Below are 25,652 nucleotides of genomic sequence, written 5' to 3' on the forward strand. Positions count from 1 at the left end.
GTGGCGTGGGCGGGCTCTTGACGGTGCTGAGCGGCGGAGCCTAGCGCTCGACCTCACCACGGATGAAGGCCTCGACCTGGGCGCGGCCCTCTTCGTCGGGGAACTGCTGCGGCGGCGACTTCATCAGATAGGCCGACGCCGAGATGATCGGACCGCCGACGCCGCGGTCCTTGGCGATCTTGGCGGCGCGGAGCGCATCGATGATGATGCCGGCCGAGTTCGGGGAGTCCCACACCTCGAGCTTGTACTCCAGGTTGAGGGGCACATCACCGAAGGCGCGGCCCTCAAGGCGGACATACGCCCACTTGCGGTCGTCCAGCCACTGGATGTAGTCGGACGGACCGATGTGCACGTTGCGGGCACCGAGGTCGTGCGAGACGTTGGAGGTGACGGCCTGGGTCTTGGACACCTTCTTGGACTCGAGCCGGTCCCGCTCCAGCATGTTCTTGAAGTCCATGTTGCCGCCGACGTTGAGCTGGAAGGTGCGGTCCAGGACCACGCCCCGCTCCTCGAAGAGCCGGGCCATCACGCGGTGGGTGATGGTGGCGCCCACCTGCGACTTGATGTCGTCGCCGACGATCGGGACCCCAGCCTCCTCGAACTTGGCGGCCCACTCGGGGTCGGACGCGATGAAGACCGGCAGCGCGTTGACGAAGGCGACCTTGGCATCGATGGCGCACTGGGCATAGAACTTGTCGGCCGCCTCGGAGCCGACCGGCAGGTAGGACACCAGCACATCGGCCTGGGTGTCCTTGAGCACCTGCACGACGTCGACCGGCTCGGCGTCGGACTCCTCGATGGTCTCGCTGTAGTAGCGGCCGATCCCGTCGAGCGTGGGGCCACGCTGCACCTGGATCCCGGTGGGCGGCACGTCGGCGATCTTGATCGTGTTGTTCTCGCTGGCGTTGATGGCCTCAGCCAGGTCGAAACCGACCTTCTTGGCATCCACGTCGAAAGCGGCGACGAACTCGACGTCACTGACGTGGTAGGGCCCGAACTGCACGTGCATCAGCCCCGGCACCCGGGCGCTGGCGTCCGCATCGCGGTAGTACTCGACTCCCTGCACCAGCGAGCTGGCGCAGTTGCCGACACCCACGATGGCAACTCGAACTGATCCCATACTTACTCCTCGTGTTGTGCAGCACCGCGGTGGCCCGCGCTGCGTTCGGTTTCGATCAGCCGGGTCACCCAACGCACATCGCGTTCAGCGGACTCCAGACCGTGACGATGAAGTTCGGCCGCATAACCATCCACGTCGGGCCCCTGACCGGGACCGTTGTCGCGGAACATGGCCAGGCGCTCCTCCAAGCGGGCCCGTCGGCCCTCCAGGATGCGCAGTCGGACCGCGCGGTTGGTGCGACCAAAGAAGGCGAAGTGCACATCGAAGGCCTCGTCCTCCCAGGCGGTCGGACCAGCCGCGGCCAGCAGCTGCTGGAACCGTTCCTGACCCGCCGACGTTACTGCATAGGTGATCCGGGCCCGACGCCCCAGTTCGGGGGAGTCGACCTCAACGATGAGGTCGCGTTCCACCAGCAGTCGCAGCCGTGGATAGAGCGTGCCGTAGGACATGGCGCGGACCGTGCCCAGGACGCGGTGCACCTGCTTGCGCAGCTCGTAGCCGTGCATCGGCGAGTCGTGCAACAGACCGAGGATGGCAAGCTCGAGCATCTCGGAGCGCCGGGTCATGACTCACCTCCTGCAGGGCTACGGTCACCGGTGGACGCCGACAACCGCCGTTTCGATATATCGACCCGATATATCGTACGGCACGTTTGGGGCGCGTCCTGCGCAGGAGCGGCGCCACGCCCCACCAAGGGGTGCAAGATGATGAGACAGACCGCGACACGAGGAGGAGTCCGTGGGACACGGACCACGTAGGGGAGCGCGCACACGAGCCGAGCACCGCGACCGGCAGCGCTCCCGCAAGCGAGGCGCCCGGCGCCGGCCGCGCTGGAAGAAGGTGCTGCTGACCCTGGCCGGGTTGGCAGTGGCTGGCGCCCTTCTGGTGGGTGTCGCCCTAGCCGTCGTCTATGCACGCACCGACATCCCGGAGCCCAACGAGTTCGCCACCTCACAGAGCTCGATTCTCTTCTATGCCGACGGCGAGACGGAGCTGGCCCGCTTCACCGGTGGTCACAACCGCGAGACTGTCGCGCTGTCCGACATACCTGATCATCTGCAGAAGGCGATGCTGGCTGCCGAGGACCGCTCGTTCTATGAGAACCAGGGCGTCTCGATCACCGGCACCGGTCGCGCGATCTGGCGCAACCTCACGTCCGACGACACCCAGGGCGGCTCCACGATCACGCAGCAGTACGTCAAGAACTACTTCCTGTCCCAGGACCAGACGCTGACCCGCAAGTTCAACGAGATCATCATCGCGGTCAAGATCGACAACGAGCTGTCCAAGGACCAGATCCTGGAGAACTACTTCAACACGATCTATTTCGGCCGCGGCTCCTACGGCATCCAGACCGCCTCGCAGGCCTACTTCGGCAAGGACGTCAGCGACCTGAGCCTCTCCGAGGGGGTCTTCCTGGCCGGGGTGACGAACGCACCCTCGCTGTTCGACCCGGCCTACCAGGAGGGCAACCAGGAGCGGGCCGAGCAGCGGTTCGACTACATCGTGGGCGGCATGGTGGAGGAGGGCTGGCTGACGGCGGCGGAGGCGGCCGCCGCCACCTTCCCGCAGATCCAGGACCCCGAGGCCACGACCGCCAGCACCGGCACGGAGGGCTACATCGCCAGCCAGGTGCGCGACGAGCTGGTCAACGAACTCGGCATCGCCGAGGCCGACATCGACCGCGGTGGCCTGCGGATCGTCACCACCATCGACGAGCAGCACCAGGAGTCCGCCGAGGCGGCGGTCGAGGGGCAGCTGCCCGACGAACCGGATGACCTCAAGGCGGGCCTGGTCGCGGTGCGCCCCGGTGACGGCGCGATCACCGCGATGTATGGCGGGGCCGACTACAGCCAGGAGCAGCTCAACACCACGACCGACGCCCACCTGCAGGCAGGCTCGCTGTTCAAGATCTTCACGCTGATCGCAGCCGTGCAGGACGGCCTCAGCACGGAGTCGGAGTTCTCCGGCCCGAGCCCGATGGAGTTCACCATCGAGGGCCAGGACGAGCCCTACGAGGTCAACAACTTCCGGGACGCGCAGTTCGGCCAGATCGACCTACGCACCGCCACCGCACACTCGGTCAACACCATCTTTGTCCAGCTCAACGAGGAGATCGGCCCGGCCCGGACCGCGGAGGTCGCCCGTGCGCTCGGCCTTCCTGAGGACACGCCCGGCCTGAACGACGACCTGTCCAACGTCCTGGGCCCGGCCGCGCCGACGGTGCTGGAGATGGCCTCGGCCTACTCCGTGCTCCCCGCGGAGGGCGTGCTCGCGGAGCCCTACCTCGTCACCTCGGTCACCAGCGAGAACGGTGTCTATGACTATGAGCACGAGGCCACCACCAAGGAGGTGCTGGACGCCGACGTCGCGGCCGATGTGATCGAGGCGATGACCCACGTGATCACGGAGGGCTCGGGCAGGTCGGCCGGTGACCTGGGCCGTCCGGCTGCCGGCAAGTCCGGCACCAGCGAGAACAACAAGTCGGCCTGGTTCAGCGGCTTTGCCCCGCAGCTGACCGCCACCGTCGGCATGTATCAGGGCGACGGCACGATCTCGATGCAGGACATCGGAGAGTTCGACCAGATCACCGGAGGCACCTATCCCGCCCGCATCTGGGGCGATTTCATGCGTGGCGCCCTCGAGGGTGAGCCGGTCGAGGAGTTCCCCGCACGGGTGGGTGTCGGTGACGAGGCGCTGGTGACGATCGCGCCCACGACCGAGGACACCACCACCGTGACCGAGGAGCCCACCACCGACGAGCCCACGACGACGACATCCGAGGAGCCGACCACCACCGAGGAGCCCACGACGACGTCCGAGGAGCCGACCACCGAGCCCACGACGGAGCCCACGACGGAACCGACCACGGAACCGACCACGGAGCCCCCACCCACCACCAACCCACCGACCGGGACCGGACCACCCACTGGCACCGGTCCACCCGAGGAACCACCCGGCGACGGTGGCGGCGGCGGGACCGGCGGCGGCGGAGGTGGCGCGACGGGCGGAGGCGGCGGGACCGGCTAACCTGCCCCCATGCGCAGACCGCCCTACGTCGTGCCCTCGCGCCACGACCGGGTGGTCGCCACCGCGACGAGAGCGATCGGTGGCCCCGTCGGTCGCTATGCCGCCATCGGCACCCGTGGCCTGGGCGGAGTCGCTGCCGCCCTGATCGCGCTGGGCACGGCCATGCTGGCCCTCGGGGTCTTCCAGAAGGGCCACTGCGTGGCCAAGGGGTGGTCCAACCCGAGCCAGTTCTGGCGGGCCTGCTACTCAGACCTCCCCGTCGTCCACGTCACCTCCGGCCTGGCCGACCGGTCCCTGCCCTACGCCGGCGCGGGCAGCGACCAACCCCTGGGCTCGGGACTGGTGATGTGGCTGGTCTCGCTGGTCACCCCCCAGGCCGGCACCGACGTCGGAGCGCAGCGCTGGGTGTTCCTCACCTGGGCAGCCCTGGCCGTGCTGCTGCTCGCTGTGGGGGTCCTGGCCGGGATCGCGCTCCTGCCGCAGGACCCGTGGCACATCGCCCACCTGGCGCTCACGCCGGTCCTCGTGGTCCTGGCCCTCGTCTCCACCGACCTGGTGGGCATCGCCCTGGTGCTGTGGGGCTGGTGGGCCTGGACGCGTGGCCATCCTGTCCTGGCCGGCTCGCTCATGGGCCTCGCCTTCCTGATCCGTCCCTATCCGCTGGTCTTCCTGCTGGCCATCGCGCTGGTCGCGTGGCGCGAGGACCGGGTCAGGGCCGCAGCGACCGCGCTGGTGTCGGCGGCACTCGCCGCCCTGGCGCTCTATCTGCCGGCGCTGCTGCTGGTGGGCGAGGGCATCCTCGCCGCGCCGCGGGGCTGGTTCTCGGCCGGTCCTGGCTATGGCGCCCTCGCGCTGCTGCCGCAGTCCTTCGGCTTCACCCTCCTGACACCCGTGCCGACGGTGATCTCCCTGCTCGGCTGGCTGGCTGCCCTGCTGGTCGGCGCGTGGCTGACCTTCCGCTCCCTCGCCAGACCCGACGCGGTGCGGGTCGCGGCGGTCATGCTCCTGATCGTCGCGCTGAGCGCCAAGTCGCTGTCCGTGCAGACCGGGTTGTGGCTGCTGCCGCTGCTCGCGCTGTCCGCCGTCCGCTGGCGCGACCACCTGGTCTGGGCGGCGACCGAGATCGTGCACTTCGAGGCCACCTGGCTGCACATCGGCTTCAGCTCCGACGCCGGCAAGGGCCTGCCGGGTGAGACCTATGCCCTGGCCATCATGCTGCGGATGGCCGGGTGGGCCTGGGTGGTCTGGCAGATCTGGCAGGGCCCCACCCGGCACCGACCAGGGCGCACAGCCCTCCACCAGGAGAGCGGGAGCGACGGGTCCTGCGCGGTCGAGCCAGCGCTCAGATGACCAGCAGCAGCTTGCCCGTCGTCCCGCCAGAGGCCAGGTCGGTCTGCGCCTGGGCCGCGTCGGCGAGCGGATAGCGCCCACCGATCCGCACGTCCAGCCTCCCGGCGGCCACCTGTCCGAGGACGTCGGCGGCGCGCTGCAGGAGCTCCTCCCGCTCCGCCGCGTAGTGCGCCAGGGAGGGGCGGGTGAGGAAGAGCGAACCCTTGGCGTTGAGCACCTGCGGGTCGATCGGCGGCACCGGCCCGCTGGCCCCGCCGAAGAGCACCATCGTCCCGCGGGGGCGCAGCACCTCCAGGCCGGCGTCGAAGGTGGCCTTGCCGACCCCGTCATACACGACGTCGACACCGGCTCCGTCGGTGAGCCGCTCCACCTCGGTCACCAGGTCCACGTCGCGATAGAAGACGATCTCGGCGGCGCCGGCAGAGCGCGCGAGCTCGGCCTTCTCGGGCGTCGAGGTCGTGCCGATGACGCGCACCCCCTTGGCGGCCAGCATCTGGCAGAGCAGCAGCCCCACACCGCCAGCCGCTGCGTGCACGAGCGCCGTCTGGCCGGCCTGCGCGGGGAAGGTGGACTCGACCAGGTAGTGCGCGGTCATCCCCTGCAACAGCACCGCCGCGGCCAGCTCACCACTGACGCCGTCGGGGACCGGCACCACCTTGTCGGCAGCGAGGACGACCTGCTCGGCATAGCCGGCGCCGCTGACCATGGCCCAGGCCACCAGGTCACCCACGGCGACGTCGGCCACCCCCGGACCAATCGCGCTGACCGTGCCAGCGCCCTCGGATCCCGCCACGAACGGGGTCTGCATCGGATAGGTGCCGGAGCGCTGATAGATGTCGATGTAGTTGACCCCTGCAGCCTGCACGTCGACCCGCACCTGGCCGTCACCCGGCTCGGGCACCTCCCGGTCCTCGACCCTGAGCACCTCGGGGCCGCCCTGCTCGCTGACTACCACCGCACGCATCGCTGCCTCCATCTATGGGGTTGGCCCCAGTATGCCGAGCCGCCCTGCGCGTCAGCCTCGCGGGCGGACCGCCACCAGGTTCAGCACCTGCTGGGTCAGCACGGGCTGGTCGTCCTGATTGAGCAGCTCGGTCGCAGTCACCAGCAGACCGCGATCCGGCTTGGACCTCGACAGGCGCGCCTCCACCGTCTCGGTGCGCAGCCGCAGGGCGTCGCCGGGGCGCACCGGTCGGGGCCAGCGCACCTCGTCGACCCCCGGCGAGGCCAGCGAGCCGCACCGGGTGAGGTAGTGGTCGGCATAGAGGCGCATGAAGATGCCGATGGTCTGGATCCCGCTGGCGATCAGCCCCGAGAAGGGTCCGGTCCGCGCCCACTGCGGATCCGTGTGGATCGACTGGGGGTCGTAGCGGTGCGCGAACTCGACGATCTCGCGCTCGGACAACGTGATGGTGCCGTATTCGCGCACGTCTCCCACCGTGTAGTCCTCGAACCAGCGGTCGGTCCCGGGGACCGCGAAGTCCGCACGCAGGGCACGGGTGTCACTCCAGGAGTCGGTCATGACGATCATCCTGCCTGGGCCGCGGCCAGTGCTGCGCGCTCGACCCATGTCGGGGTCGTGCCATAGCGCTGGCTTCGGATCAGCCGTCCCGCGGCCGAGTCCTCCACCAGCTGACCCATCCGACGGTCTCGGGTGGCGGACTGCTTCGCGCTCAGCACCCAGTTGGTGGCCACCTTGCGATAGGACGGTGTCGCCTCGTCCCAGAACGCGCTGGCCGCAGCAGAGGTAGCCAGCTGCGCGGCATACTCCTCCGGCAGGTCACGGTCAGCGTTCTCATAGGCATAGACGCCAGACCGGTCCTCCCTCCGCGCCTCGAACGCGGCCAGTCCCGACGGTTGCATCCGGCCCTGCGCGGTCAGCCGCTCGACGTGCGCGATGTTGACCGCACTCCAGTTGCCGCCGAGGCGGCGCGGGGTCCACCGCTGCCGGCGGGAGTCCTCGTCGATGCGCTGGGAGACCGAGTCAATCCAGCCCCAGCACAGCGCGACCGGCACCGCGTCGGCCCAGGTCAGCCCGCCATCGGGGACCTGCTTCTTGTGCAGCCCCATCCACAGTTCGGACTCGGTGTCGTGGTGGGCCGCCAGCCAGGCGTCGAACTCCTCGGCGGACTGAAAGAACCGGGCCGGTCGCTCGGGGGTGCCGCCCATCCGTCCAGGTGTGCTCACAACTGTCTTTCCTGCTCTGTCCCGGAGGAGCCGGCCTCCGGTTGCTCGGCCCACCACCGCCGCAGCTCCTCCGCGGCGGCCTCCTGCCCGATCGGCCCCTGGTCCAGGCGGATGCCCAGCAGGTGCTTGTAGGCCCGGCCGAGCACCGGACCGGGGCTGATCCCCAGCACCTCGGCGATCTCGTTGCCGTTGAGCTCTGGTCGGACCGCCGACAGCTCCTCCTGCGAACGCAGTCGGGCGATCCGCGCCTCGAGGTCGTCATAGGTCCGGGCGAGCCGTTCGGCCTTGCGCCGGTTGCGGGTGGTCGAGTCCGACCGGGTGAGCCGGTGCAGGTGGCCCAGCAAAGGACCGGCGTCGGTGACATAGCGGCGCACCGCCGAGTCGGTCCACTCGCCACCGCCATAGCCGTGGAAGCGCAGGTGCAGCTCGATGAGCCGGGTCACCGCCTTGATGGTCTCCTTGTCATAGCGCAGCGCCCGCAACCGGCTCCGCGCCAGCTTGGCGCCGACGATCTCGTGGTGGTGGAAGCTGACGCCCCCGCCCTTCTCGAACCGGCGCGTCGCGGGCTTGCCGATGTCGTGCAGGAGGGCGACCAGACGCAGCACCAGGTCGGGGCCGACCACGGCGTCCACCCCCTCGGTGCCGGGCTCGTCCTCCAGCGCGATCGCCTGCTCCAGCACCGTCAGCGAGTGCTGATAGACGTCCTTGTGCCGGTGGTGCTCGTCGATCTCCAGCTGCAGGGCCGGCAGCTCGGGCAGCACGACGTCGGCCAGGCCGGTGTCGACCATCAGCTCGAGCCCGGCCCGGGGGTCGGCGCCCAGCAGCAGGCGGCTCAGCTCGTCCCGGACCCGTTCGGCGGAGACGATCGACAGGCGCCCGGCCATGTCTGTCATCGCGCCGCGCACGTCGTCGTCGACGGTCAGCCCGAGCTGGGCCGTGAACCGGGCCGCCCGCATCATCCGCAGCGGGTCGTCGGAGAAGGAGACCTCGGCCGTATGAGGAGTGGTCAGGACACCCTGCGCCAGGTCACCCAGTCCGTGGTGCGGGTCGGCGAAGACCAGCTCGGGCAGCCGCAGTGCCATCGCGTTGACCGTGAAGTCCCGCCGGACCAGGTCGTCCTCGAGGTTGTCCCCGAAGGCCACGACGGGCTTGCGCGAGTCCGGGTCGTAGGCGTCGGCCCGATAGGTGGTGACCTCCACCGTCGTCCCCTGCCGGCGCGCACCGATCGTGCCGAACTCCCGCCCGATGTCCCAGGTCTGCTCGGCCCACCCCGCGAGGGCCGCCTCGATCTGCTCGGGCGTCGCGGAGGTGGTGAAGTCCAGGTCGGGCGACGTGCGGCCCAGGAAGGCGTCCCGCACCGGTCCGCCCACCAGCGCGAGCTCGTGCCCGGCGTCCTGGAACCTCGCTCCGAGGTCTGTCAGCAGGTCGAGCACGGGCGTCAGGTGACGCAGCGCGCGGGCCAGCAGCTCGGGCTCGGTCAATGAGGGGGACACGAGGGTCAAGCGTACGGCCCGAGCGCCCGTGCAACCCGGTCCCAGATCGTTAGAGTGAGTCAGATGAGCACCGCCCCGACTCCCCGCAGATGGCAGCCACACCTGCCGTCCGTGCTGGAGACGTCTGCCGGCGGCGTCGTGATCGACGTCCACGAGGGTGCCGCGCGGATCGCGATCATCGCGCGGCGCAACCGCGCCGGGAGGGTGGAGTGGTGTCTGCCCAAGGGGCACATGGAGCCCGGTGAGACGTGGGAGCAGACCGCGGAGCGCGAGGTCGCTGAGGAGACGGGGATCGTGGGCCGTGCCCTGCTGGCGCTGGGGACGGTGGACTACTGGTTCTCCACCTCGCAGCACCGGATCCACAAGCGGGTGCACCACTACCTCCTGGAGGCGACCGGGGGCGAGCTGTCGGTGGAGGGGGACCCCGATCAGGAGGCCTTCGACGCCATCTGGTGTCCACTCGACGAGGCGCACCGCGTGCTCACCTTCCCCAACGAGCGCCGCATCGCACGCGTCGCCTGGGACCGCCTGGCCGGGACGGCGTGACGGCCCGTCGCGGCTCGCGCAGCGATCTCGCGGTGGCCCCGCCCGCTGCGTCGCCACCGGGACCGCTCCTGACCTTCACCCGCACCGCCCTGGTGCTGCCGTATGCCGTCCTGCTGGCGGCACTGCTGCTGGCGGTCACCGTCGTGGCACCCCCTGGGTGGCTGGCCAGCCGGGCGGCTGCCGCCGAGGACCCCGTGGTGCTGGTGCAGCTGGACGACGTGGACCCGTTGATCGCCGGCCCCGGGGTCGAGGTGCGGTTGACCGGCAGCATCACGAATGCCGGTCCCGCACCGGTGGCGGTGGACAGCATCAGGGTCAGCACCGCCTATCGCGGCCTGGACACCCGCGGGGAGGTCCAGCGCTGGGCGAGCGAGGGCCTCGACCCGACGCCGATCCTGCTGGGCGAGGACGGCATCGGCGCCACGGTCATGCCTGGCTCACGCGTGCGGTTCTTTGTCGACATCCCCCCCGCCGCACTCGACCCGGGCTTCCAGTTCGCCACCTTGCCCGTGCGCATCGACGTCATCGCCCAGGCGGGCGCGGGTGGGGAAGAACCACCGCCACTGCCCGGCGGTGAGCTGCGCACCTTCCTGCCCTGGCAGGCTGCCGAGGCCGACCAGTTCAACCCCGTCGACATCGCCTGGGTGGCGCCGTTGACCCTGCCTGCCGGCGAGGACCTGGTGGACCCCGACGAATCGACCCGGGACGCTGCCTGGGACCCGGTCATCGGGCCGGCCTCTCGCACCGCGGCCCTGCTGGACGGACTGGCCGACACCAGTGCGACCTTCATGATCGACCCGGCGCTGCTCAACCCGCTCAACCCGGTCGCCTCGCTGACCGAGGTGGTGGTGCTGCCCGGTGCGGACGGCCCCGAGTCAGAGCCGACGCCGCAGGCACCGGAGACGCCGCCAGCAGCCACAGCCGAACCCGCTCCGACGGGTCAGGAGTCCTCCCGCGGCAGCGATGACAGCGGTGGCGGTGCTACCGGTGGCGATGGCAGTGACGGGACGACCGGTGATGATGCCGTGGGCACTGCGGACTCCTCAGCCGGAGCTGACAGCGGGCCGATCGCGCCAGACGAGGCAGAGACCACCTCGGTCAGCCCCGAGGACCCGCTCGAGACGCCGGAGCCGGTGATCCCGCCCACGCCGGTGACGATGCTGCAGTCTGTCCAGGAGCTCCGGCAGAGGATCGCTGAGCTTCCGCAGGACCGGGTGTGGTGGCTGCCCGTCGGCGACACCGACACCGGCGCGCTGCTGGAGCTCGATGCAGCGCCGGAGAGCATCGCCGCCCTGGTCGCCCGTCCCCCGGCGCAGCCGCTGCCCACGCCCGGACGCACCGACATGGCGTGGCCGCTGGGCCCGGGCTTTGACAATGCCGACGTGCAGACACTGCGCGCGGTCTGGGCCCAGGCAGGCGGAGCCACCGGAGCAGACCGGGCCACCGGAGCAGACGCGGCCGACGCCCGCCTGCATGGCCTCATCCTCCCGTCCGCGGCGCTGGCCGACAGCCCCCTGACCGAGCGGGCCGTCCGCCAGCACGCCTCCGGCTCACTGCTCATCGGCTATGACGAGCGGCTCAGCGGCCTCGCCGCCGCAGGCGGGCCGGAGGGCGACGGGCGCACGGTGCAACGCTTCCTGGCCGAGACCATGGCGATCTATCAGGAGCAGCCGGCCATGGACCGCAGCACGGTCGTGGCGATCCCCCGCTCGGTGGCTCCCACGGCTGCGACGCTGCAGGCACTGACCGAGGCGGTCGACTCGGCGCCGTGGCTGACCGACACCAGCGTGGAGGACCTCATGGCCAGCGCAGACGGGGACGACCCGGTCGCGGTGCGGCCCGTCGAGGCGCAGGACCCGGCGACGGGGGTCGGGACAGCCGCGACGACGGGCGACCTCACGGCATACTCCCTCCCCGGTGCGAGTCCGTTGACCTCGGAGCGCATCACCAGGGTGGAGGACGTGCGGAGCGACGTGGTGGCGGCCACCGAGGTCGTGCCCGGCACCGAGGAGGCCAGGGAGACCTGGCTGCGAGCGCTCGACCAGCAGTACTCCGCACGCTGGCGACAAGGGGGCGAGCAGTGGGCCGAGCCGGTGGAGACCGCAGCCGGGCTGGCCACCGAGGTCCTGACCGGCGTGCGGATCAACCCCACCACGATCAACTTCCTGGCCGACGAGGGAGTCATCCGCATCACGGTCGTCAACGAGCTGCCCCTGCCGGTCGAGGGGCTGCGGATGACCGTCTCCCCCGGCAACGCCCGGCTGCGGATCCTGGCCCAGCCCGAGCCCATCACCATCGGGCCCGAGTCACGGGCGACGGTGCAGTTCCGCGCCCGGGCCGTCGCTGCCGGGCAGGTGCCCCTCAACACCTCCCTGAGCACCCCCAACGGGACGCCGGTCGGGGAGATGGAGAAGACGCAGGTGCGGGTGCAGCCCACCGGCGTGTGGATCTACTGGCTGCTCGGCGGCGTCGCGGGTGTCATCCTTGTCCTCGGCCTGGTGCGCGCCCTGCGCCCGTCCCGAGGCCCCAAGAGCACCCCACACAGCAAAGAGACCCCCGGGTCCGACCTGGAGACGACGTGAGCGAGCACCCTGCGGCGACCACCGCCAACAGCGGGCACTCCTCGGCGTCGCTCGCGCGATCCAGCGCCCTGATGGCGTCGGGGACGTTTGTCTCCCGCCTCCTCGGCATGGTGCGCGTGCTGCTCCTCGCCGGAGCGGTCGGCGTGCTCAACTCTCCCGCCGGCAACGCGTGGCAGACCGCCAACACGCTGCCCAACACGATCTACATCCTGCTGGCTGGTGGCGTGCTCAACGTGGTGCTCGTGCCGGCGCTGACGCGCGCCATGGCGATGAGCCCCGAGAAGGGGCGCGACTTCACCGACCGGCTGATCACCCTGGCCCTCGTGGGTCTGCTCGTGATCACCGTGGTCTTCACCGTCGGCGCGGGCGTGCTCACCAAGCTCTATGCCCTGTCGTGGTCGGGTGAGCAGCTCGCCCTCGCGGTGACCTTCGCCTATCTGTGCCTGCCCCAGATCTTCTTCTACGGCATCTACACCCTGCTGGGGCAGATCCTCAACGCCCACGAGAAGTTCGGGTGGTACATGTGGGCCCCCGTCGCCAACAACATCGTGGCGATCGCGGGCATCATCGTGTTCACGGTCCTCTATCCGCAGGCCCGCACGATCGGCCCCGGCGCCTGGACCGGCGAGATGATCTGGCTCCTCGCGGGCACGGCGACCCTCGGTGTCGCGGTGCAGGCCGGGGTGCTGGTGTGGCCCGTGTGGCGCTCTGGCTTCCGCTATCGCCCGCGGTGGGGCTTCCGCGGGGTCGGGCTCGGGGCCGCCTCCCGGATGGCCCTGTGGATGCTGGCGATCATCGGCATCTCCCAGGCCGGCATGTGGCTGTCGACCAACGTGCTCAACCGGGCCACCGAGATCGATCCCTCGGTCGGCGGCAAGATCCTCTATGAGAACGCCTTCCTGATCTACATCCTCCCGCACAGCCTGATCGCGACGTCCCTGATCACGGCGATGTTCACCCAGATGTCGCGGGCCGCCCACCGGGAGGACCTCGAGGGTCTGGGTGCGCAGTACAGGCACGGCCTGCGCCTCCTCGGTGTGGCGATGGTGCCGATCAGTGTCGGCATGCTGCTCCTGGCGCCGGCGATGACCAGCATCCTGTTCTTCAACAACACCCCGGCAGAGACGATGGCGACCGCCTGGGTGACGATGGCCATGGTGATCGGGCTGGCGCCGTATGCCGTCTATATTCTCTCCGGCCGGATCTTCCACGCGTTCCAGGACGGGTGGACGCCGTTCAAGATGCAGGTGGCGATCACGACGGTCTCGATCGCCGGCATCCTGGTCGCCGCCTCGCTCCCGCCCGCGCAGACGGCGGTCGGCGTGGGTCTGGCGCAGACCGCCGGCCAGGGCGTCGCCGCGGTCCTCGGCATCCTCTGGGTGCGCAAGCGCCTCGGTGAGCTGCCGCTCGGTGACGTTGCGCGCAGCTATCAACGGGTGAGCGTGGCCACCGTCGCCGCGGCGATCCCCACCGTGCTGGTGGTCCTCGGCACCCGGGCGGTCCTGGACGGCACGATGGCGGCGCTGGTCATGCTGCTGGTCGGCGGACCGCTGTTCTTCCTCGTCTATGGGCTGGTCGCACACCGGTTGGGTGTCACCGAGCTCGCTGACGTGGCCGCCCCCGTGCTGCGCCGCCTCGGTCGCGGGCGCACGCGCGGCGCCGCCGCGACACCGATGGGACCCGGGGCGGGCCGCGGGGTCGCGGCCGTGGGCGGCGCGGCACCACCGAGGCCGTATGCCGAGGGGCCGGGGGCCTCTGATGGCCCGGCCGACGCGGCCGCCGACGGATCCGGCGCACCCTCGGACAGATCCGCCGGCCGACCCGCCGACGACAGTCCCGGTGAGGACGATGACACCGGGTGGCACACGGCATACGACGACCTTCAGCACGCTGAGCAGGCGTCATCAACGTGGACCACCAACGGACCCGGCCTAGGATTGGGCGAGGTCTCAGGATTTGACGACGACAGGGAGGTGTGGGGTTTGGACATCGAGCCGGGCACGATGCTGGGTCACAGGTATGTCCTGGAGGAGCTGCTGGCGCAGCGCGGGGGCGTCCTCGAGTACTGGTCCGCACAGGACGCCACCCTCGAACGACTCGTCGCGGTCACCCTGTTGCCCTCCACCGGGGACCAGGCGATCCTGGCGCACGCCGTCCTCGACGGTGCACGGCGCACCGCGGGCGTCGACGACCCTCGCCTGGTGCGGGTGCTCGACGTCGGCGAGGAGAACGGCCACTGCTGGATCGTCGAGGAGGGTCTGCCCGACGCCGAGTCCCTGGCCTCGCTGACCCACACCCACGCGCTGCCCGCCGAGGAGATCCGGCGCATCGTCGGTGAGGCGGCCATCGGGCTGGAGTCCGCCCGTCGACGAGGCCTGCACCACCTCTATCTCAACCCGCACTCCGTGCTGCGCACCCGGGACGGCAGCGTGAAGGTCTCCGGCGTCGGGGTCACCGCGGCCATCGAGCAGGCCGACGACATCGGCGCCCGCGAGGCCTCGCTGATCGACACCGCTGACCTGGTCAGCCTGCTCTACACCGGCCTCACCGCCCGGTGGCCCGGCGATGAGATGGAGGGCCTGCCGTCCGCGCGACGCCTGGCCGACGGGTCCCTGCCCGCGCCGTCGGAGGTCGCCTCCGGCGTGCCCGGCGACCTGGACGCGCTCTGCCGCTCCATGCTGGGCCTGGACTTCGACCCCTCGTCAGGTCCTCAGACCCCCGGTGAGCTGGCCCAACAGCTCTCCCCGTGGTCCTCCGACATCGTCACGACGTCCAGCCCGGGCCATTCCTCTGCCGGCGCGAGCGAGGTGGGCGCGAGCTCCACCGGCTCCCCCGACGCGGCGGACCCCAGCGCCGCGGGTGCCGCTGGAGCGGACCCCAGCGCCGCGGGTGCTGCTGGAGCGGCGGCCATCGGTGCTGCTGCAGCGGCCGGAGCAGGAGGCGACAGCGGCGCTGTCGCCGCTGAGCAGAGGGGCCGTGGCTACTTCCGCACAGAGGTCCCGCAGGAGCGTGGCGCCCGTCCTGGCGTCGGTGGCATCTCGTTCGAGCCGGACGACGAGCCGGACCTGGCGGGTCGCTATGACCGCACCCCCGACCGGGGGATGCCGCCGGGGCTGCGCGAGCGGGAGTCCGGCGGGGGTGTCGCCCCCTGGATCGTGATGCTGATCATCGGCGCGCTCCTCGCCGGTGCCGCCTTTGTCGCCTACACCGCGATCCGCGGGATGGGTGACGACACCCCGGACGACTCTGTCGCCCGCCCGCTGCCCACGAGCACCGCGGACTCCACCGACGATCCGTCGGACACGGCGGACGATGAGACCTCTGACGCTGAGACCACCACCGAGGCACCGGAGCCTGGTGCCCCCATCGAGCTCGTGGGCGCCAGCGACTTCGACTCCACCGGCGGCGAGGAGAAGCCGGACCTGACCAGGTTCGCCATCGACGACGACCCGGAGACCTGGTGGAACACCTTCACCTATCTCACCCCCAACTGGGGCGGTCTCAAGGAGGGTGTCGCACTGGTCGTCGACACAGGCGAGAGCCAGCCGATCTCCGAGGTGACGGTGGAGTTTCCCGAGGGTGACTATGGCGCCACGATCTATGTTGGTGACAGCTCCGATGACACGTCGGGCACCGAGATCGGCACCTCGGACTCAGCCTCCGGCACATGGACGGTGGCTCCGGACGAGCCGGTCTCGGGCCGCTACATCGTGATCTACTTCGACCGGGCCTGGCCGGGCCCCGGCGGCGAGGTCGTGCGGGTGTCGGAGGTCACGGCGCGGTCATGACGTCCACGCGCACCGCCTCCTGGCACCGCAGGAGACATCATCGAGCCGGGTCGGGTCGGTGACGGTGGCGACCCCTGATCTGCTCGCGCTCTCCGACAAGGAGCTCCTGCAGCGGCACAACGAGGGCGACGCCGACGCCTTCGGTGAGCTCTTCCGCCGCCACAAGGACCGGATGTGGGCGGTGGCCCTGCGCACCGTGCGTGACCCCGAGATCGCCGCTGACGCGGTCCAGGACGGCTTCATCAACGCGTTCCGTCGCGCTGGGTCCTTCCGCGGCGACGCGGCTGTGACGACGTGGCTGCACCGGATCGTGGTCAATGCCGCCCTCGACCGGGTGCGCCGCATCAAGCCCACGGCCGACCTCGCCGATCACGACCCCGTCGAGCCCCGCGACCATCACCGCAGCGTCGAGGTGCGGTTGGACGTCCGGGAGGCACTCGAGCAGCTGCCCGAGGGACAGCGGATGGCGCTCGTCCTGGTGGACATGCACGGGCTGAGCGTCGCGGAGGCGGCCCGGGTCCTCGAGGTGGCCGAGGGCACCGTCAAGTCACGATGTGCCCGTGGCCGGGCAGCCATGGCCCAGCTGCTGGAGCCGGCATGAGCCGGCGCGTGCACGTGGCAGCCGTCACACCAGATCGGCGCAGGTCCGTGGGAACCTGCGAGGCCGGTCGCACGTCGTATCCCCGTGGGGCTGATTGCAGCCACCACCCGTCAGCAACGTGCAGCACACCTGTGAGGAGGTCCTAGTGGTTGGGTCGCGTCCCGGTTCCGATCTGCCTGACGACGAGCTGGACCCCACCGGTGTCAGGGCCATGCTCGCCAACCTGCCAGACCCCGGCCCCATGCCCGAAGAGCTCGTGGCGCGCATCTCCCAGAGCCTGCTGCTGGAGCAGGAGCGGCGCGCAGAGCCCTCCCGTGAGACGTCCAGCTCGCCGGTCATCTCGTGGGATGCCGAACGCCGCCGCAGACGCCCCGGGCGCACGGTCCTGTGGCTGGGTGGGGCCGCTGCCGTCGCGATGGTCGCGACCGCCTCGGTCAACCAGCTCTTCGACGACGGGACAGACAGCGGAGTCTCGGCACAGGCTCCGGCCAGAGACGCCTCCGAGGCCGGCGGCGACGCCGGCGCCCCCGCACCAGCAGCGGAGGACCGCGAGTCTGCCGACGACGCTGGTGGCGCGGACAGTCCGGCCGAGGGCGGCTTGCGGCCTGAGGCCGAGGACGGCGTCGCCTCCCCCCAGTCCGAGGCAGATGCGGCAGGCGGAGCTGAGGTGCTGGCGCTGAGCGGCACGCTGTCGCTGAGCTCGACAGATGTCGCGGCCCAGGTGCAGGAGTGGTTGACCGCTGAGCCGGCCCCAGGAGCCGTCTCGTGGACGACCGCGCAGGTCAACGACTGCGTCGACCGGCAGGACCTGGACACCTCGCGGGCAGGGCAGGTGGTCGTGGCCAACGCGATGTGGAGCGCTGAGCCTGCCATGGTGCTGGTGGCACGCACCGACGTGGGCGGAACGGCTTGGGTGCTGACACCCGACTGCGACGCCGTGCTGACCGGGCCCGTGACGCTCGACTGATCCCTCGGCATACCACCTAGCCCGGCTAGGCCGTCGGCGCAGGGAACATCGGGCACGTAGGATCGGTTGAAGCACAGCAGTGGGGTCGACTGTCCTCAGCCACCCCCAGCCCCGACCATGCCGCACCTGGAGTGAAGTCCATGATCACGATCCCCACGCAGCCGGTGACCCCGATCGAGTCCGACGGCGAGGTGCGAGACGTCATCATCGTCGGCTCCGGTCCAGCTGGTTACACCGCTGCGATCTATGCTGCCCGCGCCAACCTGCGGCCGCTGCTGTTCGAAGGGGCCGTCACCGCTGGTGGCGCCCTGATGAACACCACCGACGTGGAGAACTTCCCGGGCTTCGAGAACGGCATCATGGGCCCTGAGCTGATGCTGGCCATGCGCGCCCAGGCCGAGCGCTTCGGTGCTGAGCTGGTGCGTGACGACGTGGTGGGCATGGAGCTGGACGACGCAGTGAAGACCGTGACCGACGCCAGCGGTGGGGTGCACCGCGCCCGCGCGGTCATCCTGTCGATGGGCTCTGCCTATCGCGAGCTCGGGCTGGCGGACGAGAAGCGCCTCTCCGGCCACGGTCTGTCCTGGTGCGCCACCTGTGACGGGTCGTTCTTCCGGGAGCAGGACATCGCCGTGGTCGGCGGCGGCGACTCAGCGATGGAGGAGGCTACCTTCCTGACGCGCTTCGCACGCTCGGTCACTGTGCTCCACCGGCGCGACGAGCTGCGAGCGTCCAAGATCATGGTCGAACGTGCCGAGAACGACCCCAAGATCACCTTCGCCTGGAACACCGAGGTCACCGCCCTCCACGGTGACCCCAAGCTCACTGGCGTGACGTTGCGCGACACGGTGACCGGCCAGGAGCGTGAGGCAGAGTTCGGCGCGGTCTTCGTCGCCATCGGGCACGACCCGCGCAACGAGCTGATCCAGGGCCAGGTCCACCTGGATGACGCCGGTTATGTCCTGGTCGAGGGGCGCACCACCCAGACCAACCTGGCCGGCGTCTTTGCCTGTGGCGACCTGGTCGACCACAGCTATCGCCAGGCCGTCACGGCGGCCGGTTCCGGCTGCTCGGCAGCGCTAGACGCAGAACGCTTCCTCGCCACGCTCGAGGCCAACCAGGCCATCGCAGAGCTCGTGCACTGACGCGAACTCTGCACTGGCACAACGCAATTCGCAGGCACGACAAACTGACCCACACCCCGACGAAAGGGACAATGATGGCCACCAAGCACACCACCGACACCGAGTTCCAGGCTGACGTCCTGGACCAGCAGACCCCCGTCCTCGTCGACTTCTGGGCGCCCTGGTGTGGGCCGTGCAAGATGGTCGCGCCCATCCTGGAGGAGCTCTCCGAGGAGTATGCCGACAAGATCCAGGTCGTCAAGCTCAACACCGACGAGAACCCGCAGATCACCGGCCGCTACGGCATCACCGGCATCCCCACCATGAACGTCTACGTGGATGGCGAGGTCGTCAAGACCCTGGTCGGCGCCTACCCCAAGCAGAAGCTGGTCCGCGAGCTGGAGGACTTCCTGAGCTGAGCCCGCGAACCATCGCGGTCCTCAGCCGCAACGCAGGCCACAACGCCCCAGACCTCTCGGGTCTGGGGCGTTCTTGCGTCTGAACTGTCCGGCATGGGCGACACGCCGTGCCGGGGACCTCACGGCTAGTGGCTCGATCCCGCGCCGAGGAGGTCCAGGATCCGCTCAAGGTCGTCGATCGAGGCGAACTCGACGGTGACCTTGCCCTTGCGACGGCCCATCGCGATCCCGACACGGGTGTCGAGCCGATCAGCAAGGCGGGCGGCCCGCTCCTCGAGCTCTGGCTGCGGCTCGCGCGGCGCCGCCCCCCGCCGCCGGGTCGGCTCGCCACCCTCGCCCAGCACCACGATCTCCTCGACCGAGCGCACCGACAGGCCTTCAGCCGCGATCCGCTGCGCCAGGCGCTCCATCGCGGCCCCGTCCGGCAGGCCCAGGAGGGCCCGGGCGTGCCCGGCGCTGAGCACGCCGGCTGCCACGCGCCGCTGCACCAGGGGCGGCAGCTTGAGCAGGCGCAGAGTGTTGCTGATCTGCGGACGCGAGCGCTTGATCCGTCCGGCGAGCTCATCGTGGGTGCAGCCAAAGTCGTCGAGCAGCTGCTGATAGGCGGCAGCTTCCTCCAGCGGGTTGAGCTGCGCGCGGTGCAGGTTCTCGAGCAACGCGTCCCGCAGCATGTCGTCGTCGCCTGTGACCCGCACGATCGCCGGGATCGTCGCGTTCCCGATGTTCTGCGAGGCACGCAGCCGCCGCTCGCCCATGATGAGCTCGTAGCCGGTCGCAGTAGGCCGCACCACCACCGGTTGGAGCACCCCGATCTCACGGATGCTGTGCTCGAGCTCCGCCAGGTCGTCCTCGTCGAAGACCTGGCGCGGTTGGCGTGAGTTCGGCACGATCCGCTCGATCGGCAGATCCGCGAAGTGCGCGCCGGGGACCGGCGTGAGCTCTGCCTGACCAGCGTCCGCCGGTGCGCCGTCCTGCGGCCGTGCTTCGTCCTGGTCCGACGCCGCCATTGCGTCCGTCCCGATGTCATCGGTCTCGGTGGGTGCCGTCCCGGCGTCGTCGGTGGCGCTGGGTGCCGTCCCGATGTCATCGGCGTCGATGCGTGCCGTCCCCGCGTCGTCGGTGCGCGTCCGGAGTAGGTCGTCGATACTTGTCTCCGAGCCAGCTGGAGCAGTGGTCACACCGTCCTGACCTGCGGAAATGGGAACCGTGGGCCGTGGGAAGAACACGTCGCTGGGCCGGTCAGCGGTGGCCGGAGCCGTCGGGATCAGGGCTCCTAGACCGCGCCCCAGTCCTCGTCGCCGCTCACTCATCTGTGCCACCTTCCTCTTGGGCCCGTGCCGCACGAGCAATCTCCTTGGCCGCCTCGAGATAGCAGAGGGCGCCACTGCTGATCGGGTCATAGGTGATGACGGTCTCCCCATGACTGGGCGCCTCGCTGATCCGCACCGACCGTGGGATGGAGGTGCGCAGCACCGTGTCGGTGAAGTGCGCTCGCACCTCGTCGGCCACCTGGGCCGACAGGCGGGTGCGTCCGTCAAACATGGTGAGCAAGATGTGCGACACCTGCAGGGACGGGTTGAGGTGCTCCTTGATGAGCTCGATATTGGTGAGCAGCTGACTCAGCCCCTCGAGTGCGTAGTACTCGCACTGGATCGGGATGAGCACTTCGGAGCCAGCCACGAACGAGTTGATGGTCAGCAGGCCCAGGCTCGGCGGACAGTCGATGAAGACGTAGTCGATGGGGTCGCCCGTGGCGGCCCGCTCATCGAGGAAGACCCGGACAGCCTTGCGCAGACGGCCCTCTCGGGCCACCATCGGGACGAGCTCGATCTCGGCGCCCGCCAGGTCGACCGTGGCGGGAGCGCACCAGAGCCCGGGGAGCGATGGGCTCTCCTGGACGACGTCTGCGAGTGCCGTGCCGTCGATCAACACGTCATAGACGCCGGCCACGTCGCCCGTGTGCGGGATGCCGAGTGCGGTGCTCGCGTTGCCCTGAGGGTCCATATCGACCACGAGGACCTTCAGGCCCGACTGGCTCAGCGCTGCGGCCATGTTCACCGCTGTGGTGGTCTTCCCGACCCCGCCCTTCTGGTTGGCGACAGTGAGCACCCGCGTCTGCCGCGGACGAGGCAGCTCGCTGAGTCGGTTGCCAGCTGGCTCCACCGCTGCGGTGTCCGTGTCGGGCACTTCCACCGACTTGCCCATGGTCTGCGGTGCCGGGGCCGTGGTTTCACGTGAAACGTCCACTTCTGGGCTGTTGATGAGGGCCGCTTCTGCCTCAGGATGGAGCGCTGTTTCACGTGAAACGTCGGGCACGCCGGCCCTCGCCGCGGGGGTCGTATCCGCCTCGTAAGCCTGGGGGGTTTCACGTGAAACATCGCGGTCACACGGCCACCCGACCGGCGTCGGAGTGGACAAGCGGCCGTCGGGTTCCTCCGACTGGGGCCATCCGAGCCGGGCGCCGTAGGCCGCGTGAACAGCCGTCCTGGCCGCCGGGGCCCTGCGCGTCAACGTCTTCATCGTGCTCATCCTCTCCCGTCACGCGCCGAATCCCGGGACCCGCGCCGTGTCGAGGACCCCGCGCTGCGTGCCGTCGACCCAGACCTGCCGGACGTGGGGGCGGCCCTGCGGGAAGAGCCGGGCTTGCGGGAGGCCGCGGCTGCCTTGACGGCAGCCTCTGTCGGGCGCACGGGACGGTCACCGATCTGGATTTCGATGAGACGGGTGGGTTCGGACATCAGCTCCTCGCCCAGGAGGGTCAGGTGTCCCGAGACGGCACCAGCCCGGCGGAGCTCCGCCTCGTCCTCGGCCAGTTCCCGCCCGGCGGTCGCACCCTTCAGGGCGATGAGGCGCCCCTCGGCGTCGAGCAGTGGGAGACACCATCGGGAGAGCTCACCGATGCGAGCCACGGCGCGGGCCGTCACGACCGGCGCGCGCAGCTTGCCCCAGAAGTCCTGGGCCCGGCCGCGCAGCACCTGGACGTTGCTGAGGCTCAGCTCCTGGACCGTCGACTCGAGCCAGGTCGTGCGCCGAAGCATCGGTTCGACGAGGACCACGTCCAGGTCCGGGCGGGCGATGGCGAGCACCAGTCCCGGCAGTCCCGCCCCGGACCCCACGTCGATCAGGCGGGTCCGGTGGGGCAGGACCGACTCCACCACTCCACAGTTGAGCAGGTGTCGTTCCCACAAGCGCGGCGTCTCGCGAGGCCCGATGAGCCCATGACTCACGCCGGTGTCGGCTAGGAGGTGGGCGAAGTGCTCGACGACGGGAAGCTGGTTGCCAAACACTTCCGAGGCCACGGGCGGTGGCCGCTCCGGGAGGCCGGGCTGCTCAGTCTGGTCGTGTTTCACGTGAAACGTTCCTCGTCACCTCTGTGTATTTGGTCAGATGTCGATGCCCGAGCTTCGTTCGCACTGGTGTGCGCATCGCTCCCGGTGGCATCGCGGCCCAGTGTGCCATCTCCGACAGACAGCGACGGCCCACCCCCGACACTGTGGGAGTGGGCCGGCGCGGGATCTTGGCCCGCGCGCCCCGGCCAGGGGAGCGCCGCGGGACCGAGCTCAGGTCTGCGGCAGGATCACGACATGCCGGGTCGGCTCTGTGCCCTCCGACTCAGACACCAGTCCGGCCGCGAGCACCTCGTCATGGACCACCTTGCGCTCGAAGGCCGACATCGGCTCCAGCTCTGCCCGCTCGCCAGACTCCTTGACCCGGGCGCTCGTGGCGCGGGCCAGCTCGACGAGTTCAGCGCGTCGCCCGGCGCGGTGACCAGCCACATCAAGCATCAGGCGGCTCCGCTCGCCGGTCTCGGCCTGCACGGCGAGCCGGGTCAGCTCCTGGAGCGCCTCAAGGACGTCCCCACCGTGACCCACCAGGGCCTTCGGTGCCGCCCCGTCCTCTGAGTCGACGATGGCCACGGCCGCACGATCCCCCTCCACGTTGACCTCCAGATCGCCGTCGAGGTCCGCAATGTCCAGCAGGGTCTCCAGGAAGTCTGCGGCGATGTCCCCCTCGTGCTCCAGCTCGGCGCGTCGACCGCTCGTCCGCTTCACCACGGGCGTGGCATCCGCGTCCGCCTCGTCGGCCTCCGTGCTCGGCTCGTCGACCTCCGTGCTCGGCTCGGCCTGCTGAGCTGCCTCAGTCACCAGCTCGCCCGCAGGTTCCTGGGCCGCCGCCTCAGCCCCGGGCGCCAGATCCTGTGCCGTCCCGTCGCTCTGCTCGGATGGGTTGTGTGTCATCGGTTCGGTGCTCACCAAAACTCCTGGGTTTGTGCGGATCATTGGGTCTGTGGGACGTGGCCACCCGGAGCACCTCGTGCTCCAGGGTGTGGCGCGCAGGGGGGACTAGCGACCCTTGGGCCGGTTGTTCTTGCTCTTCTTGCGCTTCTTGCTCTGCGGCTGGACGCGCTGGCCAGAACGCGGCACCGTGACATTGGCTCCGGTGCCGGCCTCGACGACCTCACCCTCGGCCTCCTGCGTGGCCAGCTGCAGCTTCTTCACCGGCTTGCCCTTGGCCAGCCGGCGCTCCTCGAGCGCCTTCTCCGCCGGCGAACCCGGGGCAGGCATGGCCCGGATGACATAGAACTGCTGGCACATGGTCCACAGGTTGGATGCGGTCCAGTAGACGAGGACACCGAGCGGGAAGTTGACACCCGTGACCGCAAAGACCAGGGGCAGCGCATAGAGCAGCACCTTCTGCTGGCGTGCCATGGGGTTGTCCAGCGCCGACGCCGGCATGTTCTTGCGCATCAACTGGTGCTGCGTGGTGAAGGTCGTCACCGACATCGCGATGATCAGCACCACCGCGAGGAACTTGGCCGAGGTGTCGTCACTGTGCAGGAAGCTTGAGGAGAGCTTGGCGCCCAGGACGGTGGACTCGTTCATGGCCTGAGCCAGCGCGGGCGTGAAGAAGCCAGGCACCGAGTGGGAGCCGTCAGCAATCTTGGGCACCGAGTTCAGGATCCGGAAGAGCGCAAAGAAGAAGGGCATCTGCGCGAGGATTGGCAGGCAGGAGGAGAACGGGTTGGTGCCGTGCTTCTTGTAGAGCCCGAAGCTCTCCTCCTGCATGGCCTTGCGGGACGCCTCGTCCTTCTTGCCCTTGTACTTCTTCTGGATCTTCATCAGTTCGGGCTGGATCAGCTGCATCCGTCGCTGCGAGTGGATCTGCCGCACGAACAGCGGCATCAGCAGCAGCCGGAGGACGATGACCAGGCCGACGATGACCAGGATCCAGGTCAGCCCGTTCGTGTCCTGCATCCCGATCCGGGTCAGCAGCCAGTGGAATCCGGCCATGATCGATGAGACGAGCCAGGTGAACGGCCAGAGCAGGGTGTCTAGGAAGCCCATATGGTCCTCGGTGTCAGGCGGGCATCGTCGATCAGGCCCGCGGGGTCAACAGTCAGGGGGTCAGCTGCGGCGGTTGGGGCCGCGGGTCTCGCTCGGGAACGTGGTCGACGCCGCCGTGGCTCCAGGGGTGACACCTGAACAACCGCCGGGCCGCCAACCAGGTTCCCTTCAGTGGTCCATAACGACCGAGGGCGGTGACCGCGTATGCCGAGCACGACGGGTAGTACTTGCACGATGGTCCGAGCAGTGGCGAGACCAAGAGCTGGTAGGCGCGCACCAGCCAGATGAGGGGTAGGGCGAGGTAGCCGCCGATGGTGCGCGTCTGTGTCGTCTGCGTGGTCATGCTGCCACCGGACAGGCCCGAGACAGCGCCGTGTCGAGCGCCTCACCCAGAGCACGCGACGAGGCAGTCGCCGCAGCCGGGTTGGCCCGGATCACCAGGTCCGTCGATGCCGGGACCCTGCTCAACCGGGCAGCAACCAGCGCTCTCAACCGGCGCGCCACCCGATGCCGCACGACCGAGTTGCCGACCGCTTTGGAGACGACGAAACCGACTCGGGCCGAGGGGCTCAAATCGGTTCTCTCGGCGCAGTGCACCACGAGAAGCGAGGTGCCGGCACGACGCCGCCCGGTCACACTCCCGTCGCCCCGCAGCACCGCAGTGAACTCCTGCGGTCGGGTCAGGCGGTGGTGACGCGGCAGCACAGCGCGATCAGACTCGAGAATCAGGCAGACAGCTTGCTGCGGCCCTTGGCCCGTCGCGAGGACAGGATGGCGCGACCCGCACGGGTGCGCATGCGCAGGCGGAAGCCGTGCACGCGGGACCGACGACGGTTGTTGGGCTGGAAGGTGCGCTTGCTCACGTGGTACTCCATTACCGCAGCACGGCTTGTGCTGCCTGACCTTGGTCTGGGTGGGTCGGCTGGCGGACCGGCCGCAATCGAAAGCCCACGCCGTGTTGACCCACTGGGCCACTACTCGTGGGCAGGCGAAAACGGCCGAGACAACTGGCCAGGCTCTACGCTACGGGAGACCAGCCAGTCTGGTCAAACTAGCCCGTCGAATCGTCACGCTGGCCACGGAGGCCAGGGGAACTGATC

The 25,652-nt window shown here is 69.8% G+C and carries 23 protein-coding genes; 9 read left to right on the forward strand and 14 right to left on the reverse strand.

Features of this window, described 5'->3' with window-relative positions; genetic code table 11:
* Nucleotides 1–40 precede the first annotated feature (40 nt).
* Both NF557_RS17380 and NF557_RS17385 read right to left on the reverse strand, forming a co-directional pair.
* A complete protein-coding gene (locus NF557_RS17380; protein ID WP_252621028.1) occupies nt 41–1,120 on the reverse strand; it encodes an inositol-3-phosphate synthase in 1,080 nt (359 codons plus the stop codon).
* 2 nt (nt 1,121–1,122) lie between these two features.
* The gene (locus tag NF557_RS17385) at nt 1,123–1,686 is read right to left on the reverse strand and encodes a PadR family transcriptional regulator (protein WP_252621029.1); all 564 of its coding nucleotides are present in this window, start codon (nt 1,684–1,686) and stop codon (nt 1,123–1,125) included.
* 172 nt (nt 1,687–1,858) lie between these two features.
* Between NF557_RS17385 and NF557_RS17390 the strand changes: the two genes are divergently transcribed.
* Both NF557_RS17390 and NF557_RS17395 read left to right on the forward strand, forming a co-directional pair.
* On the forward strand, nt 1,859–4,150 hold the full coding sequence (locus NF557_RS17390) for a transglycosylase domain-containing protein (RefSeq protein WP_252621030.1): 2,292 nt from the start codon (nt 1,859–1,861) through the stop codon (nt 4,148–4,150).
* Between the two features lie 9 nt (nt 4,151–4,159).
* Nucleotides 4,160–5,500, forward strand: coding sequence for a glycosyltransferase family 87 protein (locus NF557_RS17395; RefSeq protein WP_252621031.1), 1,341 nt, complete (start codon nt 4,160–4,162; stop codon nt 5,498–5,500).
* Here NF557_RS17395 and NF557_RS17400 read toward each other — a convergent pair.
* From NF557_RS17400 to NF557_RS17415, 4 genes are read right to left on the reverse strand one after another with little or no spacing between them, the layout of a single operon-like run.
* On the reverse strand, nt 5,493–6,464 hold the full coding sequence (locus NF557_RS17400; protein WP_252621032.1) for a quinone oxidoreductase family protein: 972 nt from the start codon (nt 6,462–6,464) through the stop codon (nt 5,493–5,495). The genes NF557_RS17395 and NF557_RS17400 overlap by 8 nt on opposite strands.
* Before the next feature lie 51 nt (nt 6,465–6,515).
* Entirely contained in the window at nt 6,516–7,022 is a 507-nt protein-coding gene (locus NF557_RS17405; protein ID WP_252621033.1) for a MaoC family dehydratase, read from the reverse strand.
* A gap of 5 nt (nt 7,023–7,027) precedes the next feature.
* Nucleotides 7,028–7,687, reverse strand: a complete 660-nt coding sequence (locus tag NF557_RS17410) for a YdeI/OmpD-associated family protein (protein WP_252621034.1) — start codon at nt 7,685–7,687, stop codon at nt 7,028–7,030.
* Nucleotides 7,684–9,189 (reverse strand): CCA tRNA nucleotidyltransferase, encoded by a 1,506-nt coding sequence (locus NF557_RS17415; RefSeq protein ID WP_370584424.1) that lies wholly within the window; start codon nt 9,187–9,189, stop codon nt 7,684–7,686. Before NF557_RS17415 ends, NF557_RS17410 begins: the two co-directional genes overlap by 4 nt.
* Nucleotides 9,190–9,243: 54 nt before the next feature.
* Here NF557_RS17415 and NF557_RS17420 point away from each other — a divergent pair, with 54 nt between their 5' ends.
* The 7 genes from NF557_RS17420 (at nt 9,244) to trxA (ending at nt 19,207) form a co-directional block, all read left to right on the forward strand.
* Nucleotides 9,244–9,726 (forward strand): NUDIX hydrolase, encoded by a 483-nt coding sequence (locus NF557_RS17420; protein ID WP_252621036.1) that lies wholly within the window; start codon nt 9,244–9,246, stop codon nt 9,724–9,726.
* 32 nt (nt 9,727–9,758) lie between these two features.
* The gene (locus NF557_RS17425; protein WP_252621037.1) at nt 9,759–12,308 is read left to right on the forward strand and encodes a DUF6049 family protein; all 2,550 of its coding nucleotides are present in this window, start codon (nt 9,759–9,761) and stop codon (nt 12,306–12,308) included.
* On the forward strand, nt 12,305–16,096 hold the full coding sequence (gene murJ / locus NF557_RS17430; protein WP_252621038.1) for a murein biosynthesis integral membrane protein MurJ: 3,792 nt from the start codon (nt 12,305–12,307) through the stop codon (nt 16,094–16,096). The genes NF557_RS17425 and murJ overlap by 4 nt, the downstream gene beginning before the upstream one ends.
* Nucleotides 16,097–16,154: 58 nt before the next feature.
* Nucleotides 16,155–16,697 carry an RNA polymerase sigma factor SigM gene (sigM, locus tag NF557_RS17435; RefSeq protein WP_252621039.1) on the forward strand — a complete coding sequence of 181 codons (543 nt, stop codon included), beginning with the start codon at nt 16,155–16,157 and terminating at the stop codon, nt 16,695–16,697.
* Between the two features lie 145 nt (nt 16,698–16,842).
* The gene (locus NF557_RS17440) at nt 16,843–17,664 is read left to right on the forward strand and encodes a hypothetical protein (RefSeq protein ID WP_252621040.1); all 822 of its coding nucleotides are present in this window, start codon (nt 16,843–16,845) and stop codon (nt 17,662–17,664) included.
* Between the two features lie 140 nt (nt 17,665–17,804).
* A complete protein-coding gene (gene trxB, locus NF557_RS17445; protein WP_252621041.1) occupies nt 17,805–18,809 on the forward strand; it encodes a thioredoxin-disulfide reductase in 1,005 nt (334 codons plus the stop codon).
* A 71-nt stretch (nt 18,810–18,880) separates the two neighbouring features.
* Nucleotides 18,881–19,207 (forward strand): thioredoxin, encoded by a 327-nt coding sequence (gene trxA / locus NF557_RS17450; protein WP_370584206.1) that lies wholly within the window; start codon nt 18,881–18,883, stop codon nt 19,205–19,207.
* A 125-nt stretch (nt 19,208–19,332) separates the two neighbouring features.
* On the opposite strand, the gene NF557_RS17455 is transcribed toward trxA, so the two are convergent.
* The 8 genes from NF557_RS17455 to rpmH form a co-directional block, all read right to left on the reverse strand.
* Nucleotides 19,333–20,517: a ParB/RepB/Spo0J family partition protein gene (locus NF557_RS17455; protein ID WP_252621042.1), complete on the reverse strand. Its 1,185-nt coding sequence runs from the start codon at nt 20,515–20,517 to the stop codon at nt 19,333–19,335.
* On the reverse strand, nt 20,510–21,523 hold the full coding sequence (locus NF557_RS17460; protein ID WP_370584425.1) for a ParA family protein: 1,014 nt from the start codon (nt 21,521–21,523) through the stop codon (nt 20,510–20,512). The genes NF557_RS17455 and NF557_RS17460 overlap by 8 nt, the downstream gene beginning before the upstream one ends.
* Before the next feature lie 209 nt (nt 21,524–21,732).
* Nucleotides 21,733–22,557: a 16S rRNA (guanine(527)-N(7))-methyltransferase RsmG gene (gene rsmG, locus NF557_RS17465; RefSeq protein WP_252621044.1), complete on the reverse strand. Its 825-nt coding sequence runs from the start codon at nt 22,555–22,557 to the stop codon at nt 21,733–21,735.
* 210 nt (nt 22,558–22,767) lie between these two features.
* The gene (locus NF557_RS17470; protein WP_252621045.1) at nt 22,768–23,460 is read right to left on the reverse strand and encodes a Jag family protein; all 693 of its coding nucleotides are present in this window, start codon (nt 23,458–23,460) and stop codon (nt 22,768–22,770) included.
* Between the two features lie 90 nt (nt 23,461–23,550).
* Nucleotides 23,551–24,552 carry a membrane protein insertase YidC gene (gene yidC, locus NF557_RS17475; RefSeq protein WP_252621046.1) on the reverse strand — a complete coding sequence of 334 codons (1,002 nt, stop codon included), beginning with the start codon at nt 24,550–24,552 and terminating at the stop codon, nt 23,551–23,553.
* Between the two features lie 52 nt (nt 24,553–24,604).
* On the reverse strand, nt 24,605–24,895 hold the full coding sequence (yidD, locus tag NF557_RS17480) for a membrane protein insertion efficiency factor YidD (protein ID WP_252621047.1): 291 nt from the start codon (nt 24,893–24,895) through the stop codon (nt 24,605–24,607).
* Complete coding sequence (gene rnpA, locus NF557_RS17485) at nt 24,892–25,257, reverse strand: ribonuclease P protein component (RefSeq protein ID WP_252621048.1); 366 nt, start codon at nt 25,255–25,257, stop codon at nt 24,892–24,894. Before rnpA ends, yidD begins: the two co-directional genes overlap by 4 nt.
* A gap of 20 nt (nt 25,258–25,277) precedes the next feature.
* A complete protein-coding gene (gene rpmH / locus NF557_RS17490) occupies nt 25,278–25,415 on the reverse strand; it encodes a 50S ribosomal protein L34 (RefSeq protein WP_252621049.1) in 138 nt (45 codons plus the stop codon).
* Between the last annotated feature and the right edge of the window lie 237 nt (nt 25,416–25,652).

This window comes from Ornithinimicrobium cryptoxanthini, from assembly GCF_023923205.1.
Lineage (GTDB): Bacteria > Actinomycetota > Actinomycetes > Actinomycetales > Dermatophilaceae > Ornithinicoccus > Ornithinicoccus cryptoxanthini.